The 16,088-nt window shown below is 70.1% G+C and carries 17 protein-coding genes; 7 read left to right on the top strand and 10 right to left on the bottom strand.

Annotated elements, in window-relative coordinates; genetic code table 11:
• Nucleotides 1-9: 9 nt before the first annotated feature.
• Complete coding sequence (locus tag ADL15_RS41015) at nt 10-921, bottom strand: hypothetical protein (protein ID WP_067703784.1); 912 nt, start codon at nt 919-921, stop codon at nt 10-12.
• Between the two features lie 209 nt (nt 922-1,130).
• Between ADL15_RS41015 and ADL15_RS41010 the strand changes: the two genes are divergently transcribed.
• The 3 genes from ADL15_RS41010 (at nt 1,131) to ADL15_RS41000 (ending at nt 4,058) form a co-directional block, all read left to right on the top strand.
• Nucleotides 1,131-1,559 (top strand): hypothetical protein, encoded by a 429-nt coding sequence (locus ADL15_RS41010; protein ID WP_067703781.1) that lies wholly within the window; start codon nt 1,131-1,133, stop codon nt 1,557-1,559.
• Nucleotides 1,560-1,944: 385 nt separating this feature from the next.
• Entirely contained in the window at nt 1,945-2,583 is a 639-nt protein-coding gene (locus ADL15_RS41005; protein WP_157441936.1) for a hypothetical protein, read from the top strand.
• A gap of 401 nt (nt 2,584-2,984) precedes the next feature.
• The gene (locus ADL15_RS41000; protein ID WP_198171238.1) at nt 2,985-4,058 is read left to right on the top strand and encodes a M35 family metallo-endopeptidase; all 1,074 of its coding nucleotides are present in this window, start codon (nt 2,985-2,987) and stop codon (nt 4,056-4,058) included.
• Nucleotides 4,059-4,180: 122 nt separating this feature from the next.
• Here the strand turns inward: ADL15_RS41000 and ADL15_RS40995 are convergent, their stop codons facing one another.
• Complete coding sequence (locus ADL15_RS40995) at nt 4,181-5,410, bottom strand: lactate racemase domain-containing protein (RefSeq protein WP_067703775.1); 1,230 nt, start codon at nt 5,408-5,410, stop codon at nt 4,181-4,183.
• An 89-nt stretch (nt 5,411-5,499) separates the two neighbouring features.
• Complete coding sequence (locus ADL15_RS40990; protein WP_067703892.1) at nt 5,500-6,555, bottom strand: glycerophosphodiester phosphodiesterase family protein; 1,056 nt, start codon at nt 6,553-6,555, stop codon at nt 5,500-5,502.
• A 160-nt stretch (nt 6,556-6,715) separates the two neighbouring features.
• Between ADL15_RS40990 and ADL15_RS40985 the strand changes: the two genes are divergently transcribed.
• Entirely contained in the window at nt 6,716-7,453 is a 738-nt protein-coding gene (locus tag ADL15_RS40985) for a dienelactone hydrolase family protein (protein WP_067703884.1), read from the top strand.
• A 245-nt stretch (nt 7,454-7,698) separates the two neighbouring features.
• Here the strand turns inward: ADL15_RS40985 and ADL15_RS40980 are convergent, their stop codons facing one another.
• The 3 genes from ADL15_RS40980 to ADL15_RS40970 form a co-directional block, all read right to left on the bottom strand.
• Entirely contained in the window at nt 7,699-8,115 is a 417-nt protein-coding gene (locus ADL15_RS40980) for a DUF3147 family protein (RefSeq protein WP_067703772.1), read from the bottom strand.
• Nucleotides 8,112-8,447, bottom strand: coding sequence for a DUF3147 family protein (locus tag ADL15_RS40975; RefSeq protein WP_067703878.1), 336 nt, complete (start codon nt 8,445-8,447; stop codon nt 8,112-8,114). The genes ADL15_RS40980 and ADL15_RS40975 overlap by 4 nt, the downstream gene beginning before the upstream one ends.
• Nucleotides 8,448-8,593: 146 nt before the next feature.
• Nucleotides 8,594-9,658, bottom strand: a complete 1,065-nt coding sequence (locus tag ADL15_RS40970; RefSeq protein ID WP_067703764.1) for an ATP-binding protein — start codon at nt 9,656-9,658, stop codon at nt 8,594-8,596.
• Nucleotides 9,659-9,785: 127 nt separating this feature from the next.
• Here ADL15_RS40970 and ADL15_RS40965 point away from each other — a divergent pair, with 127 nt between their 5' ends.
• From ADL15_RS40965 to ADL15_RS40955, 3 genes are all read left to right on the top strand, one after another.
• Entirely contained in the window at nt 9,786-10,490 is a 705-nt protein-coding gene (locus ADL15_RS40965; protein WP_067703876.1) for a VOC family protein, read from the top strand.
• A 122-nt stretch (nt 10,491-10,612) separates the two neighbouring features.
• Nucleotides 10,613-11,827, top strand: coding sequence for a serine hydrolase domain-containing protein (locus tag ADL15_RS40960; RefSeq protein ID WP_067703761.1), 1,215 nt, complete (start codon nt 10,613-10,615; stop codon nt 11,825-11,827).
• A 374-nt stretch (nt 11,828-12,201) separates the two neighbouring features.
• On the top strand, nt 12,202-12,525 hold the full coding sequence (locus ADL15_RS40955; protein WP_067703756.1) for a plasmid stabilization protein: 324 nt from the start codon (nt 12,202-12,204) through the stop codon (nt 12,523-12,525).
• Between the two features lie 114 nt (nt 12,526-12,639).
• Here ADL15_RS40955 and ADL15_RS40950 read toward each other — a convergent pair whose 3' ends face one another.
• From ADL15_RS40950 to ADL15_RS40935, 4 genes are all read right to left on the bottom strand, one after another.
• Complete coding sequence (locus ADL15_RS40950) at nt 12,640-14,901, bottom strand: putative bifunctional diguanylate cyclase/phosphodiesterase (protein ID WP_067703747.1); 2,262 nt, start codon at nt 14,899-14,901, stop codon at nt 12,640-12,642.
• Nucleotides 14,902-15,035: 134 nt separating this feature from the next.
• The gene (locus tag ADL15_RS40945) at nt 15,036-15,425 is read right to left on the bottom strand and encodes a histidine kinase (protein ID WP_067703744.1); all 390 of its coding nucleotides are present in this window, start codon (nt 15,423-15,425) and stop codon (nt 15,036-15,038) included.
• Nucleotides 15,426-15,603: 178 nt separating this feature from the next.
• Nucleotides 15,604-15,897 (bottom strand): hypothetical protein, encoded by a 294-nt coding sequence (locus ADL15_RS40940; protein WP_157441935.1) that lies wholly within the window; start codon nt 15,895-15,897, stop codon nt 15,604-15,606.
• 40 nt (nt 15,898-15,937) lie between these two features.
• Nucleotides 15,938-16,088, bottom strand: a 151-nt coding sequence (locus ADL15_RS40935) for an Hsp20 family protein (protein ID WP_157441255.1), incomplete at its 5' end; no start/stop codon positions are given.

Below are 16,088 nucleotides of genomic sequence, written 5' to 3'. Positions count from 1 at the left end.
CCCGGGAATTCAGGAGTCCTCGCCGGCGAGCAGGCGGCGCGCGTACGGCAGCGCGGCCTGTTCCCGGCGGGACAGATCGGTGAGCGGGACACTCAGGTCGGCGAGGACCCGGCGCTGGGCGGCCGGAGTGAGCCGTCGTGCGGTGGCCGACAGGCTGGCCTGCCGGTTGCATCGGGCGGAGGTCACGGCGGCGGCCCGGGATCGCTCGGCCTGCTGATCGGGGGGCAGCGTCGCGCTGGTCTCGGCAACGCGGGCGGTGAGCTCGGCCGGGTCGGCGACGGCCCAGTGCCGTTTCGTCATGCAGGTCCGCCATCGGGCCTGGGCGGCGGTGAAGGCCGGGTCGGTGGTGACGCGGGCCTGGACGAGCGGGTTGATGTTGTCCTTGGAGATCCGTGCGCGTACGTAGGCGTCGAGGTCGCCGTAGAGCCGCCGTAGCACCTCGCTGCGACAGCCGGCCCGGCTCTGCCGCACGGTGCCGCTGGGCAGGGTCACCTCCACCGCCGGGCCGGTCGTCGGATCGCCGTACAGGGCGGTGGCGAACGCCTCGCGGCGAGCCGGATCGAGTCCCTCGACGTAGCGGTTGAGGCGGGTCCGAGGCGGGGGCGGCACCGCGGCCGTGCTCGGGCCGGCCGCCGCGGCGGCACGTTTCTCGTCGTCCTCCGGCCACGCGGAGTCGAGGGACGTCGGGGGCCGGGGAGCGGCCAGCTCGTTCCGCAGCTCCGCGGGATCCAGGGGATAGTCGAAGCCGGCACGTCGCATGCAGCGGCCGATCAGGACCGTTTCGGCCAGCCGCAGGACGGCGGCGTCATCGGCGCCGCGCGCCGACGACCGTACGTCGGCCGGAAGCTCGGCCTGCGGGGTCCCGCAGGCCGCCGCCAGCAGGACGATGAACAGAAACAACCGGGTGGGCGGAACGACCATGCCGACCACGATGGAAGGCCGCAAACTGCCCGGACAAGGCCGTTCTGTCCCCTGAAGACAGATAGAAGCCCAGGTCAGACAGATAGCCGGAGTGGTTCCCGGCGGCCTGTTCGCAGAGTGTCGTACCCACGTCGTAACGTGACCGGCATGGACTCGATCTCTCAACTTTCCACTCGGTGCGGGGACTTCGGGATGGTGAGGGTTCGCTGATGACGGTGCCGGCTGGAGAGGTTGTCAAGGTCACCGTCCGTGGGCTGACCATGGACTGCTGGAAGTGTCATCGGCCGACCACCGCGATCGTCGGTATGCACCTGGCTTCCGCTGTCGAGGGTGACCTGGTCACCTGCTCGGACGAGCAGGCTCTCGCGGTCGCGGCGCAGCTGCTGCGCGCCACCGGCAAGGTCGGGCTCGCCCAGCCGATCAAGACTCGTACCAGCCGGACTGCCGGGGGCACGGGGCTGACCAACGGCTGCCAGCACTGTGACGCCCTGCAGGGCAACTTCTTCATTTACCACCAGGAGCTCATGGAGGTGCTGTCCACCAACGGTGTCGAGGGTCTGGAGCACCTCGCCGACGCCGACCTGCCCACCGAACGGTGGCATCAGCTGCATCGGCGCTGGGCTACCGGCGAACGGTGATCCGGCGCGGGTGTGGCGGCCCGGCAAGGCCGTAGCGACGAACGGCGATCCGGCTGCGTGGATCATCGCGGTGCCGGACCGCCGTTACGCATCGGCGCGAGCCTGGCGCCGCCTGGCGGGGGATGCCCGACTGCGGCCTCCTGAAGCTGGTCAGCAACCCGACCGTGGGTGGCCTGGCGGGCGGCAATCCCAGAGGCGAGGATGGACCCCGAACCATGCATCCTCGGGAGCGACGATGTCCGGCCAGGAGCCCTCGACGACGGCCCGGGGCCCGTTGAGGCCCAGGCGGGTCATGCGGCTTGTCGCGCTGTTGTTGGCAGCTACCCTCGCGCTCTGTCTGGCAGCTCTGTTGCTGTCCTCCGGTGATTCCTCGGATCCAAGGTCCGTGGGCGAGCCTCCGCCCGAACCCTCGGTCTTCGAAGAAGTCGAATCGAAGTTGAACTCACTTGTCACGGCGCGTGCCACCTGGCAGGTCCCGCGGAGTCTTGTCGTCGATCAGCCGGAGCGTATCGGTCTGATGGTCGGCGAGGGTCCCTCGTTGGCGGCCCGGATCGATGATCTGATCCGGGAATCGGTTCCGCGGGCGGCGGGTGAGGTCAAGGTCGGCCCGGACGTTCGGGTGAGTCTCCTCGCCGATCGGGGTGACGCGGACATCGAACCCTCGGAGTCGGTCAACCAATCAACCGGAGAAGAGGTGGCGCTGCTGTGGACCTGGATCGTCCGGGCTAAGCATCCGGCAGACACCATGCAGTTCACCGCGCATTTCGAGGTGCCGTCGGACAAGCACACCTTTCCGGTCGACCTGCCGTTGGTGATGCGGGTGGAGCGGACCGTCGGCTACACGGTGCGCCAGGTCTTCGTGAACTGGCAGACGCTCTCAGCGATAGCAGTGGCTGCGGCCGGCGTAGTCGCGTGGCTTACGAAACGCCGTTGGTCGACGGGACTCACACTGAATCGTGAGAGACCGAGCCGTCGTCGGCTCAAATCCTTCCGAGCTGGACAGCGGCGTGGCGGCAACCGTTGACTTCGGGTCGGGCGAGAGGCGCTGATCACGGACCTTTCCTGAAGCCAGTCGTAGACCACGACGAAGCGTACGTGATCCTCAAGAACGCCCCCTCTCGGCCTCCGTTCCCGCGTGCCGCCACTTGTCGTCGACCATGACATTGAGAATCATCGTTGACCGCCTAGGTTCGATCACGGACCGTCGCGATCCCCTGGATCAACTTGCCCTCCGTCGTGCCCGGGTGCCAAATCCCGACGTCGGTGCCGTGCCGAGATATGACCCATCTGGGATGAATAAGGTTCATTGAGGAGCGGAGGTGATCATATAGATTGAAAATCATTGATGTTTGTGCATCGACCCTCGTGCCCCCCATTCCCCCTGGACATCACACATGAGGGTCGATGGCCGAGAAAGGAAACCACGTGCGTATCTCTCGACGTCCGCTCTGGGCGGCGTGCCTCGCTGTCGGGATCGCCATCCCGGCAGTCGCCGCTGCCGGGGCGAGCGCGGCGGCAGCCGCCAGCACCGTAGGTCTCACCACGACCGTCCAGATCGGTGAGGTGACCAGCAGCGCTCTCACCGTGCGTGTCGCGGTGCGGAACACCTCGTCGTCGGCGGTCGACGTGCTCTCCCGGGACCTGCCGCAGGCACGCGAGACCACAGCGGTCCTCGCCGTGACCAGGGACGGCGTGCCGGTGCCCTATCGCGGCAAGCTGGTGAAGCTCGGGGTTCCGACCGCGGCCGACTACACCCACATCCCCGCCGGTGGCACCTACGCGGCAACCGTCGACCTGGCGGCCGACTACGACCTGTCCACGCCGGGAACGTTCACCGTCGCGCTGGCGTCGAGCCAGGTGCGGGCGCCGCAGCGCACGCTCCGGGTCGACACCGGTCGCGCCACCGTCCGCACCAGCGTCGGCATCCGCAGTGCCGCCAAGGTGGCCGGCGTCGCGCCGACGACCACGGAGCAGGTGAAGCTCGGTGCCGCCGCCGCGGTCACCATCACCTACCGCAGCTGCACCACGAGCGAGAAGACCGCGCTGAGCCTGGCCGTCACCAACGCCGCGACGTACTCGCAGAAGTCCCAGACCTGGCTGGCGGCGAACCCGTCCGGTGGCGGCGCCTACACCACCTGGTTCGGCACCTACAGCTCGTCGCGGTTCTCCCGGGTGACCTCGGCGTACAGCAAGATCACCACCGAGCTGACCACCAAGGCCCTGACGCTCGACTGCACCAGCAACGAGGACTACTACGCGTACGTCTACCCGGACCAGCCCTACATCATCTACCTCTGCAACGCGTTCTGGACCGCGCCGGCCACGGGTACCGACTCGAAGGCCGGAACGCTGATCCACGAGTCGAGTCACTTCACCGTCAACGGTGGCACCGACGACCACGCGTACGGCCAGACCGCGGCGAAGCAGCTCGCCATCTCGAGCCCGGCCAACGCCGTCGACAACGCCGACAACTACGAGTACTTCGCCGAGAGCCGCTGACCCACGAGCAGGTCGTTTGACCGGCAGCCCGTTCCAGCCCCCTTCGCGCGCCGTGGCGACATCCACGGCGCGCGAGGCTGGAGCGGGCTGCGCGGCACGACTCGCGCACGGGCCTCGACCGCTCACCGCAGGCGGAACAGCACCTCCCCGGCCTGGGACACCACGAGGGTTTCCGGGTCGGCGGCCAGGGCCGGCAGATCGACCGCTGCCGGGTCCAGGTAGTCGAGGTTCGCCGCCCGCACCACCGGCTCCGCGATCCCGGTGGCGAGCGTGACGGTGACGCGCGACTGCTCGCCGTGCTCCGGATCCCAGGTCCCGGCACCGCGAAGATGAGTCGAATGGGCCAGCACCCCCCAATGCTGGCCGGCGAACCGGTCCCACTGCTTCACGAAGTAGTCCCGGCAGTGGTAGCCGAGCTGCTCGATCTCCGGGTGCATCTCGGAGATCCGGGTGATGTGCGGCGCGTAGATGATCACTTGCCCGCCGTCGGCGACGATCGGTTCCACCTTGTAGAAGCCTTTCGCGCCGGTCCACATGTCGTCGTACTTGTCCGGGATGATCGACAGCACCCGCCGCACCGGCGCGTCGAGGTAGGACACGTGGGTCTGCGCGGAGACGTCGGCGGCCGCGGCCCAGGCCTGCTCCGGGGCGCCGAACGCGGCCGTGTGCAGTGCGCCGCTGCCGGACTGCACCACCAGGCACAGTGCCAGCCGGCGGGCCGGGATCATCGCGGCGGCCTCGTCGATCAACGCCCGGACCGGGGTGATCCCGCGGGTGCCGATGATCGCGGCGCTGCTGATCAGCGCGCCCAGCCAGTGCGAGAAGTCGATGATCTCCTGCCCGGCGACGCCGGGGAAGAAGTACTTATTGCCGCCGGAGAAGCCGACCACCTCGTGCGGGAAGACCGGGCCGATCACCAGGCAGACGTCGTGCTCGACGACCGCCCGGTTCAGCGTCACGTCGATCGGCTGGCGCATCCGGCCCTCGGACAGCTCCGCGACCCGCTCCGCGGTGATGCCGCCCAGCGAGACCAGCCGGTCCGGGTCCCACCACTCGTGGTTGCGGACCTCGAACCCCGGATAGGGGCCGCCGAGGTGTTTCGCGAGCTGGGCCTCGGACATCGGCGCGTGGGTGCCGAGCGCGATCAGCACCGTGACCGCGGCCGCCCGCCCCTCCAGGGCCTCGTGCACGGCGCCCAGCAGGAGCGGGAGCGGACAGCTGCGCGTGGCATCCGGGACGATCACGCACACCCGCCGGCCGTCCAGATCCTCGTCCGCGAGCCGGTCCAGCACGAACGTGCGCACCTGCGCGTCGGTGAGAACCTGCCCGGCACCGCCGATGATGTTTTCCATCCCCGCACCGTGCCCCGGCGAGCGCCCCTACCGCAACGACGCCGGGCCACAGATGGCAACTGCTTGCCACGCGGCGACAACCATCCGGGTCACTGGGGCTGGTATGCCCTGGGTAGCCGCATGCCGCGCTCGGCCATGATCTCGCGGACCCGGTTGGGGTAGTTGGTGATGATGCCGTCGACGCCCAGATCCATGAGCGCCTCGACAGTGGCCGGGTCGTCGCACGTCCACGGGACGACCCGCAGGCCTCGCGCGTGCGCGTCATTGATCATGGTCGCGTCCGGGTAGAACCGGAAGCCCTCGTCGCCGATCTTGCCGTTCTGCGGGAAGCCGTAGACCGGCGACAGCACCCGCAGACCCGGCACGGTGGCCGCCGCGCGGACGATGTCGCCGCCGTAGTCATCTGCGTCGATGCCACCCAGCCACGGTGACGCACCCGGCATACCGACCTGGAGGAAGTCGTAGTTGGTCAACGCGACCAGCGGCCAGCGCGGTGCCAAGCGGTGCATGGCGTGCAGCGCGCCCCAGTCGAAGGACTGGATGGTGACCTGTCGCTCGATGCCGGACGCGCGGATCTCCTCGAAGACCCGGCGGACGAACAGGGCCCGTGGCGCGGTCTGCTCGGGGGCGCCTGCCTCGACCTTGGTCTCGATGTTGAGCGTGACCCGGTTGGCGCGGTAGCTCTTGACCAGGTCGAGCACGTCACGCAGTTCGACCATCCGGAATCCCTTGATCTGCTCCTGTTCGGGGAAACCGGGGAGCTGCTGCCAGCCGCAGTCCAGGGTCTTGATCTGCGTGAGCGTCAGGTCCTTGATGTACTTGCCCACATACGGGTACCTCGGGTCGTCCGGTACCGCCGGCCCGGTGTCGCGGCACTTCTGGGCGCTGATCTGGCGGTCGTGGTTGACGACGACCTTCAGATCCCTGGTCACCTGGGTGTCGAGTTCCAGTGTGCTGACCCCGAGGCGCATCGCCTTGCCGAACGCCTCGAGCGACTCCTCGGTCGTCATGCCGATGCCGCCGCGATGGGCCTGCAGGTCGAAGTGCGCTCGCCGCGACGCGACCTCGCCCGCCTGGGCGGCGCCCGGCACGGCGGTCGCGGCCAGGAGCAGCACGGTGGTCATCAGGGATCGGCGTACGGGCATCGCGGCCTCCATCGCAGTATGTCGATGCACTCCTTCACGGTAAGCGGTGCACTCAGCGCCGACATGAGCCGGCGATGAACAGTCGGTCCCCCGGGTGCGCTGTTCTGCCAGCTGCAGAACACCGGCCGGGCCGGACTCGACCATCACTACATTGAGTCGCATCATGACGATGACGACGCGTGCGGTCGCCTACCCGGCGGACGGTGTGACGATGATCGGGCACCTCGCGCTCCCGGCCGGCATCGGCCGCCGGCCCGCGGTGCTGCTCGGACCCGAGGGCGTGGGGCCCAGCGACGTCGAGCACCGCCGGGCCGATGCCCTCGCCGAGCTGGGATATGTCGCGCTCGCCTTCGACCTGCACGGCGGACGCTATCTGAGCGACCCCGACGAGATGCTGGCCCGGTGCCTGCCACTGCTCGCCGATCCCGGCCGCATGCGGGGGATCGGCCACGCGGCACTCGACGTGGTGCGCGCCGAACCGCGGACCGACCCCGACCGGATCGCCGCCATCGGCTACGGCACCGGGGGCGCGATCGGGCTGGAACTCGGGCGCGACGGCGTCAACCTGCGCGCGATCGGGACAGTCAACGCACTGACCACGGGCCGACCGGGCGAGGCAGCGCGTATTCGCTGCCCCGTGTGGGCCGGGGTCGGGTCGGAAGACCCGATCATGCCGCCCGCGCAACGGGACGCGTTCACCGCCGAGATGCAGGCCGCGGGCGTCGACTGGCGCCTCACCGTCTACGGCGGCGCCTTGCACGCCTTCCACCACCCGCCGGTCGACCACCCCACGGTCCCCGGCGTCGGTTTTCACCCCCAGCACGCCCGGCGAGCCTGGCGCGACGTCCTCGCCCTGCTCGCCGAATGCCTGCCCGTGCCGGCGGAGCTGAGGGCTTGACCCCGGCCAGAACCTGGCGCCAGGCCCGGGCCGGGCACCGACATGCAGGTCTCCCGCTGGTGCTCTTTCCTACGTCGTTCGCTTTGGCCGCTGTCATCGTCCCGGCCGCGTCGGCATCATGATGACCGCTTCGCCGGCCGAAGCAGCGCCGGCGAAGACCAAGACCGCGATGTCGTCGGCCCCCGGATGCGCAGCCCCGGTTCCCCCGCTGAGGGCGTCGGCGCTCGGGGGCCTGCGTGGCTCGGTCAGTTTTCTCTGGTGCGGTGCAGGACCGCGGTGATCAGATAGGCCGTACCGGAGATGGACAACCATGCCAGTGTCGCGGTGACCAGGGTGAGCCATACCGGCCAGTGCCGGGCCGTGGTGGCGACGACCAGAGCGAAGCCGATCAGGCCGGCGGCGCCGAGAGCGGCGCCGCGGGCGTCCTCGCGGGCCTGGTGGGCGCCTTCGTCCTTGGCGACCAGCGTGAGGCTGGCCAGCAGGATGGCGGGGAAGGCGAGGAACAGGCCGCCGACCTTCGGGCCCCACACCTCGGAGCTGATCCCCGCGAGCGCCGAGACTCCGGCGCCGAAGGCGAACCGGACGAACCACTCTCGCGCCGGGGTTTTGGCCACCTCGGCCGGGCTGGCTTCCGGCGGTCGAGCCGCCTCGGTGTGAGTCATGACAGCACCACCGCATAACCCGCCGCCGCGACCGTCGCCCAGATCAGCAAGGCGCCGGCGGACCCCTGCCAGGCACCGAACCGGCGTACCAGTGGTGCCGTCGCGACGCAATACACCACGAACGCGACCGCGCCGACCGCCATACCCGAGCCGATCGCGGTGAGATCCTTCGTGCCGCTGAACACCAGTGTCACGGCGAGGCTGCCGAGCGCCACCGACGGCGCCGCGGAGAAGACGCCCGCGAACCGCTCCGGCTTGAGGATTTTCGACAAGGCCGCGAACACGAGAACTAGCAGCCCGCCGGACAGCGCTTTGAGCGCGACCTCGGCCACGGTCGTACCCATTGCTCACCCACCCTCTTAGGTGAACAGAACCTTTCTCCAAGATGACTGTGGGTCAAACGCGCCCGAAACCATCGGTTGCCGAACGGGCGGACGCCGTCTGCACGTCGGCGTTTCCGGAGCTGCGCAGCGGGTGTTCAATCGAATGGCAGGTCGACCCAGACGCGCTTGCCCACCTCGGTGTGGTGGCGGTGCACGCCCCAGCTGTCGGCGATGGCTTCGATCAGGCGCATGCCCCGCCCATGGGGTTGATCGGCCCGGCGCGGACGGACGGCCGGCCTGCGCGGATCGTTGTCGGCCGCCACCATGCGCAGGTGGTCACCGTTGTTGGCCAGTTGCGCCTCACGCAGTCCTCCACCGTGGCGCACGGCGTTGCTGATCAGCTCGGTGAACACCAGATCCACGTCGTCGTACAGGTCGCGCCGGGGTTGGCGGGTCAGCAGTTCCGGCAGGGTGCGCCTGGCCCAGTTGCGGCCCTCGACGCTGACACTGGCGTTGCGCGGGTGCGGCGGTTGCCAGGTGGCGCTGCGTTCCATCGCCGGTGGGGGTAAAGCCGGCTCCGCGGTGACCGTCGCGGTCCACGAGGCCAGCAGCGCTTCTGCCGCGGATCGGGCGAGCCGCTCGGCAGCTTGCACATCGTGTTCGGTGAAAGCCTCGTGGGTGTCCAGCTCGCGGAGCAACGTCATGGCGCCGAGCACGACCCCGGTCGAGGTGCGCAAGGGTACGACGATGGAACTGGCGACCGGCAGGCGTGCGAACCGGGCTCGCTGCTCGGGGCTGGCCACCACGGCGTGGGTCATCGTCGGTGGCACGTGCGGCAGATACCGGGTGACTCCCGTGGCGGTGACCCGTCCAGCGCCGTACGAGTCACTGGTGCGCAGGGGAATCTCTGCCGCCCAGTGCCGGATCACCGGTTCACGTTCGGCGTCGTGGTGGCGTAGCGCGACCATTTCCAGCAGCTCGCCGTCACCCGGCTGTGCCGTCACCAGCTCTGGCAGGGGTGCGGTGTCGCCGGCTCGCAGCGCCTGCACCACGGTGTCGCGGACGTGCACCGCGCACCAGTCGGCAACCGCGGGCACCAGTTCATCGCCCAAAGCGTCGGCGGTGGCGAACCAGTCGGAAGCCTGCCGCAGGCGCGCCGCGGCGGTCCAGCCGCCGGCGTCCGTCTGTGGCGCCCGCCCTTTAGGGTCGTGGGGGTGCACTTCCGCCTCCTTCGCCCACCGGCCCGGGCTTGCACCCAAGCACCGGTCGCCGATGGGACCACCATGTTGGCATGCTCGGTTCCGGGTCGCACCGATGCCGGCGGCCGGCTCGGGTATGTTGCCGCTCATGCAGGCACAGGTGTCAGCGGCAGTGCCGGTGTGTTACGTCCGTGACATCGAAACGAGCCGGCGCTTCTACTCGCTGTTCGGCTACACCGAGACACGCGCGGGAGGCGATGGTGACAGTCGATGGTCGTACCTGCAGTGCGGTGAGCACACCCTGTTGCTCGCCTGTGTCCAGCCGCCGCTGATCCGGGTCGAGCTGCCTCTGTTGATCTACCTCTACGTCGAGGACCTGGCGGTGGTGAACGCCGGGCTGGACGGCGCCGGTGTCGGCTACGAGCTCGTCGGATATCCCGACCATGCACCCGGCGGCGAGGTCCGTACGAAAGACCCGGACGGCAATGTCGTCCTGGTCGGGCAGCGAACCGCCGTCAGCCCGGAAAGCCGGTCGGTGCCGACCGGGTCGGCGGCACGCTTCTCGCTGATCCGGCAGGCGGCCGAGGCCATCAGCCGCCGTGGCGGCGCGCCGGCGAGTTGCCAGATCGGGATGCCGGACGGCCGGTCGTGTCCGGAGCCGGCCGAGCTCAAGCTGGCCGACCCGTGGGGCGAGACGGTGTGGGGGTGCAGTAGTCACGCCGACGAGGCGTTGTTCAACGCCCGTAGCGCGTTCATCGCGAACGAGGACGCCTACGGACTGGGGCCGTGGCTACGCCGTCGGCAGCATCACGCGCGCGGCGACGCCGACCCGGCACCGCCTGAGCGAAGCTGACCGCGTCGTGTATCGCGGACATATCGAGAACCGCATACGCCACGGCAACGCCGCAGCGGCTTGAGTGGAGTCACGGAACACGGACCGCCACGGTTCGTGACCCGACCCACGAGAGGACCGTGATGGATTCTGTACGGGGCATCGACCGCCGGCGGCTGTTGCGATGGAGCGGCGTGGCGGCCGCCGGCGCGGTGGCGGCGGGGGCCGCACCGGCGAACGCCGCAGCGGGCACGTCCTACCGCATCCCGCCGGACACCCGGCCCGGCGGCGCCTACGACCGGTACGTGGCGGAGCTGGCCGCCGAGGGCCGATTCTCCGGCGTCGTGCTGCTGTCCCATCGGGGCCGGACGGTGCTCTCGCGCAGCTACGGCATGGCCGACCGGGAGAACGCGATCCCGAACCGGGAGGACACCGCGTTCACGCTCAGTTCGGCGGGCAAGCCGTTCAACGCGATCGCCGTCCTGCAGCTCGCGCAGCAGGGCCTGGTCGACCTGCGGCAGCCGATCGGCCGGTACCTCGAGGACTTCGACCAGGACGTTGCCGGCAAGGTGACCATCGACCACCTGCTCTCCGGCACGTCGGGGATGGACACCCCGGACGAGGACGTCCAGCGCGTCTTCCAGAGCCGGGAGGAGGTCCACGCCTACCAGGAGCAGTGGGCCCGGCAGGCGAGGCTGGTCGGCACTCCCGGCCTGCCCAACACGACCCACGTGGGTGCCGAGACCGCTATCCCCGCGCTGATCGTGGAGGCCGTGAGCGGCCGGCGGTACTGGGACTACGTCGAGGAGCACATCTTCCGGCGCTGCGGCATGACCGGCTCGGGCTTCTTCACCCGGCCGCGGTGGCTCACCGACCCGCGCCTCGCGCACCCGTACATGACGGTGGCCGGCGGCCGGCAGGTCGACGCGGTGCGGCACCTCGACCAGGGCAGCTCGCTGGATTACCTGGCCGGACGGAACCCGGGTCGCGCGTTCATCGACGCCATCGGCGACGGCGGCTTCGCCACCGCGCCCGACCTGGTCCGCTTCGCGCGCGCCCTACGTGACGGCACGCTGCTGGACCGCCCGTGGGCCGACGTGCTGCTGGCACCGCGAGTCGCGCTGGGCGGGGCGTCGTTCGGCACGTACGGCCCGTCGGCCGACATCTCCGGCGGCCAGTGGGCGATCCAGCGGGCCGGCGGCAACCCCGGTGTCGGCGCGAACTGGAGCATCTACCCCGACAGCGACTGGGTCGGCGTCATCCTCACCAACGGCGACACGGCACCGCTTCCGGAGATGATCGCGCGGGAGACCCAGGCCATCACCGGAGCGGCGCCCGGCGACGGCGGTGGCGGCTGAGGCGCTTGATCGTATTTCCTGCTGCCGGCCGGAACCTGCCCTACCGCGGGCCGAGGGCCTGCGGAAGGCGTCAGGTGAGTCGGCGAGTTCAGCCGCATCCAGCTGGGCTTCGCCGCACATCACCACGACCGGTGGCCCCGGATCGCCGGCGGGATGTTCGCCGCGGTCGCTTTCGCTGATCTTGTGAGGCACGGCTGGCGCAGGTACCGGAGTCGATCTCCGGGAGATGGACGACGTCAGGGTCGGTGCGGGCGCGAAGGACGACCCGGCCGTGATTGCCGAGCAGGTGAACCGGTATCGGCCTCCGGAAGCGTTTTGCCGCCGGGAAGCCGGGAATCCCAGACCTGACAGCACACGTGAGCGAGGAGGTAGTCATGCCTGCGGGATCGAGCCCGAAGCGGGAACGACAGTACGAGCACATCAAGGACAGCGCCGAGAAGCGCGGCGTGCCGGCCGAGCGGGCCACCGAGATCGCCGCGCGCACGGTGAACAAGGAGCGGGCTCGCGCCGGCGAGTCGCGGACCGCGAGCCGGTCCTCGATCGAGGACGTGTCCTCCGGCCACCGAGGCGGGAAGCGGTCGCACACCGGCGCGCAGGGGCCCACCAAGGCGCAGCTCTACAACGAGGCCAAGAAGCGCAACATCCAGGGCCGGTCGTCGATGAGCAAGGCCGAGCTGGAACACGCCCTCGCGCGCTGACGATGTCACTCGACAGTGCACGGCCGGGGCCGATGCCGGCCGGCCGGACGCTCGACACCGGCCGGGTGAGCGTGCCGTGACCCGCGGTGGCCGCGACCACCAGATGGATACGCGTCAACCGACTCGCCATGAGCTGCCGCCATCCCCGTTGTCCGCATACGTGAGCAAGCTCGATCCCTTCGGCCGGAAGTCCACCTCGGCCGTCGGACGGCCGAAGTGGTATCCCTGCAGCAGCCGGTAGCCGAGGTGGTAGAGCACCTCGGCCTGTTCCGCGGTCTCCACGCCTTCCGCCACCGCCGTCAGGCCCAGGCCCGCACAGATGTGGATCAGCGCCTCGGCGATCACCCGGTGCTCGCCCGCGCCGGTGATGTCGTCGACGAACGACTTGTCGACCTTGAGGATGTCGACCGGTACGGTCCGCAGCAGTCCCAGCGAGGAATGACCGGTGCCGAAGTCGTCCAGTGCGATGCGCACCCCGAGAGCCCGCAGCTCGTGCAGGGCCTCCACCGCCCGGCCGCCCTGGAAGACAGCTGTCTCGGTGACTTCGACGGTCAGGCACGCCGGCGGCAGACCGGTCGCCGCGAGGGTGTCCGCGACCGTCTGCGGGAACCCCGACCGGGCGAGTTGGCGAGCCGACACGTTGACGCTCACCCGATCCGGCGCCGCCGATCCCCACTCGCGACGCCAGCGGACCATCTGCTCGCACGCGGTCCGCAGCACCCACGCGCCGAGCTCCACGACGAGCCCGTTGCGTTCGGCGACCGGGATGAAATAGGCCGGGCTGATCGGGCCGCGTTCGGGATGCTCCCACCGCACCAGCGCCTCCACCGCGATCACTCGGCCTTCGGGTACGGCGACGATCGGCTGGTAGACGACCCGGAACTGGCCGGCGTCCAAGGCGGTGCGGATCTCGGCACCGAGGCGCGCCTGCTCGCCGGCGCGCTCGTCGAGCGCCGGCGACCAGTGCCGGAACGGCTCGCCGGTGTCCTTGGCCGCGTACATGGCGGTCTCCGCCCGGCGCAGCACCTCTGTCGGGCCGGCCGCGCCGGTGCTGTCGCCGATACCGATGCCGGCCCCGACGAGCAGTTCGTTGCCGCCGGCGTGGATCGGCTCGCGCAGGGTGTCGGCGAGTGCGCCGGCGACCTGTTCGGCGGTGCTGGTGCTGTCGCCGGGCAGCAGCAGCGCGAACTCGTCACCGCCCAGGCGCGCTGTCAGCGCCTCCGCGGGAGCGGCGCCCCGAATCCGGGCAGCCAGGTGGCCGAGGACATCGTCGCCGACCTCGCGGCCCAGTTCGTCGTTGACGTTCTTGAAGCCGGTCAGGCCGAGGAAGATCACCTGCGGCGAACCGTGGGCTGATGCCCGGCTCAGGGCGTTCTCGAAGTGCCGCCGATTGGCCAGGGCGGTCAGGTCGTCGTAGAGGGCCAGGCGTTCCAGTTGGGCGTTCTTGGCGTGAACCTTGCGCACCAGCCCTTTGGTCCGCAGGAACGCGAGCACGCACAGGGTGATGCCGACGGTGGCGATGGCGAACCGATCGATCAGATCGGCGCCGGCGGCCGGCACGAACAACATGCCCGGCGCCAGCAGGGAGCACACCGCTGCCAGCACGACCGGGCCCCGGCTGATACCGGTACCGGAGGTCGGTCGCGCCGCGGCTTCCGCGGTCATGCTGGGATGCAGGGCGGCGGCGGCCCAGAGGACGTAGGACAGCAACCAGCCCGCGGACAATTCGTAGCCGTCGCTGTCGGAGTGCAGCGACAGTACGGAGAACGCGGCGTCGGCGGCGAACAGCAGCAACGCTGCGGCACCCAGCATCCGGGTGCTCGGCGAGCGTGCACCGGCCCCGATGAACATCCTGGTCAGCAGCGCCAGCAGCAACACGTCCGCAGCGGGGTAGGCGATGCTGGTGATCTTCTCCAGCAGTGCCGGGGACGTGGTGAGGGCGGTCGGGTGCAGGACGAAGATCCAGAACACCAGGCCCAGGCAGGCAGCGACCATACCGGCGTCGGTGAGGCTTTCCCCGTCACTGCGGGTGCGACCACGGACGAACAACACCAGCCCGAGGATCAGTGGGGGATAGGAGGCGAGGTAGAAGGCATCGGCCAGCGAGGGGTACGGCTCCTGGTGCAGAACGAAGACGTAGTACCCCCACACCAGGTCGCCGACCGCCGAGGCCATCTGCCCGGCGGCGAACAGGTACCACATGGCAGGGCGTCGGGGCCGATACCGGCGCACGCCGACAAGGATCATCAGCGCGGAGCAGAGCCCGACGGCGTTGTAGAGCAAGTTCGCGGCGAGACCGTCGCGGGCAAGAAGGTAGAAGGCGGCGGTCGCTACCGTTCCCGCCACACTCCACCAGAACCACAGCTTGTGCCGCACAGCAAGCACATCGGCGGCTGGTCGCCCGGCTTGAGCCCGCCCGCGAACCAGAGGGTGTGACCTTCGTCGTCGCTTCCTCGAGAAGCACGAGGCAGCGAGACGGTGTGACCCGGGCTCAGGAGTCACGGGGCGGGTCAGGTCAGCAGAATCCGCGCGGTGACGCCCTCGCCGGGCATGCTGGCCAGGTGCAACGCCCCACCCTGCGCCTCGACGATGCGGCGGCTGATGGCCAGGCCCGGCCCGAGTCCGGGCATCTGATCCCGGACCTGCGCGCCACGCACCAGCGGGTGACCGGCGAGCCGGGGGTCCTGGGAGGCATCCGTGACCACCATGGTGTCGTTGGTCGCGGCCACCACGTCGCACAGCGACATCGACTGCGGCACGTCCACCACGGTCCGGATGCCCAGGGTCGCGGTGAACTGCGCAGAACCCCCGCCGACCAGCTTGAGGGCGGCCATCGGCGCCTGGCAGGCATCGGCGACGAGTTCGAGGAGCTCGGGCACCTCGGTCAGCGCCCCATTCATCTGACGTAGTGGTGTCCTTTCTTTCGCGCCTGGCGCCCCGGCTCGACCGGCACGGCCGGCTCGGCCGGCAGCCGACCGGCGGATCTGCGAGATGTTCTCCACGCCCGCCCGCGGCGGCGCCAGGCCTTGCCGCCTGGCGTCGCCGCCGGTGGAGCGAGCCGCGTCGGGGGCCGCAGGGTCAGGGCGGTGATCGCCGGTCGGGTGCTGCGTCGGCGGGTGCCGGGTCGGTCCCGGCTGGTGTGGCCGGCCGGTGGCAGGGTGGGTTCGACGGTGGCTCCGGTTCGCCGGTGGGCGGCGCCGGCGGCGCCGGGGGTCCGGGCGGGTCGTTGAAGCTCGCGTCGATGAGGGCATCGAACTCGTCGCGGACCAGGTCAGGGTCACTGGTGACGAGCTCGGTGAAAGCCTCGTCGAACCCGTGGTCCCATTCCGGGGACAGCGCGGTCCTGGCCCGCGCCACGAACATGCTGGTCATGCTGCTCATCACCTGCCGTTCTCGAGACCCGGTGGCGGGGTCAGCCCGTGATCACCTTTTGCTCGCCGCTCTGGCGTGCCACCACGTTGACTTTGCGGGGCTTGGCCTTCTCGGCGATCGGGATGCGCAGGACCAGTACGCCGTTGTCGTAGGCGGCGTCGATGCGGTCGGTGTCGAGGGCGTCGCCGAGG

Source organism: Actinoplanes awajinensis subsp. mycoplanecinus, from assembly GCF_001509495.1.
Lineage (GTDB): Bacteria > Actinomycetota > Actinomycetes > Mycobacteriales > Micromonosporaceae > Actinoplanes > Actinoplanes palleronii.
Note: the sequence above shows the minus strand (reverse complement) of the source record. Positions and strands in the feature narration are given on the sequence as shown.

Coding starts and splice junctions, on each gene's coding strand:
- ADL15_RS40945 (WP_067703744.1), bottom strand. CDS start 15,425: ATGAATGGGGCGCTGACCGAGGTGCCCGAGCTCCTCGAACTCGTCGCC.
- ADL15_RS40980 (WP_067703772.1), bottom strand. CDS start 8,115: ATGACTCACACCGAGGCGGCTCGACCGCCGGAAGCCAGCCCGGCCGAG.
- ADL15_RS40940 (WP_157441935.1), bottom strand. CDS start 15,897: ATGACCAGCATGTTCGTGGCGCGGGCCAGGACCGCGCTGTCCCCGGAA.
- ADL15_RS40990 (WP_067703892.1), bottom strand. CDS start 6,555: ATGCCCGTACGCCGATCCCTGATGACCACCGTGCTGCTCCTGGCCGCG.
- ADL15_RS40995 (WP_067703775.1), bottom strand. CDS start 5,410: ATGGAAAACATCATCGGCGGTGCCGGGCAGGTTCTCACCGACGCGCAG.
- ADL15_RS41010 (WP_067703781.1), top strand. CDS start 1,131: ATGACGGTGCCGGCTGGAGAGGTTGTCAAGGTCACCGTCCGTGGGCTG.
- ADL15_RS40965 (WP_067703876.1), top strand. CDS start 9,786: ATGCAGGCACAGGTGTCAGCGGCAGTGCCGGTGTGTTACGTCCGTGAC.
- ADL15_RS41015 (WP_067703784.1), bottom strand. CDS start 921: ATGGTCGTTCCGCCCACCCGGTTGTTTCTGTTCATCGTCCTGCTGGCG.
- ADL15_RS40960 (WP_067703761.1), top strand. CDS start 10,613: ATGGATTCTGTACGGGGCATCGACCGCCGGCGGCTGTTGCGATGGAGC.
- ADL15_RS40955 (WP_067703756.1), top strand. CDS start 12,202: ATGCCTGCGGGATCGAGCCCGAAGCGGGAACGACAGTACGAGCACATC.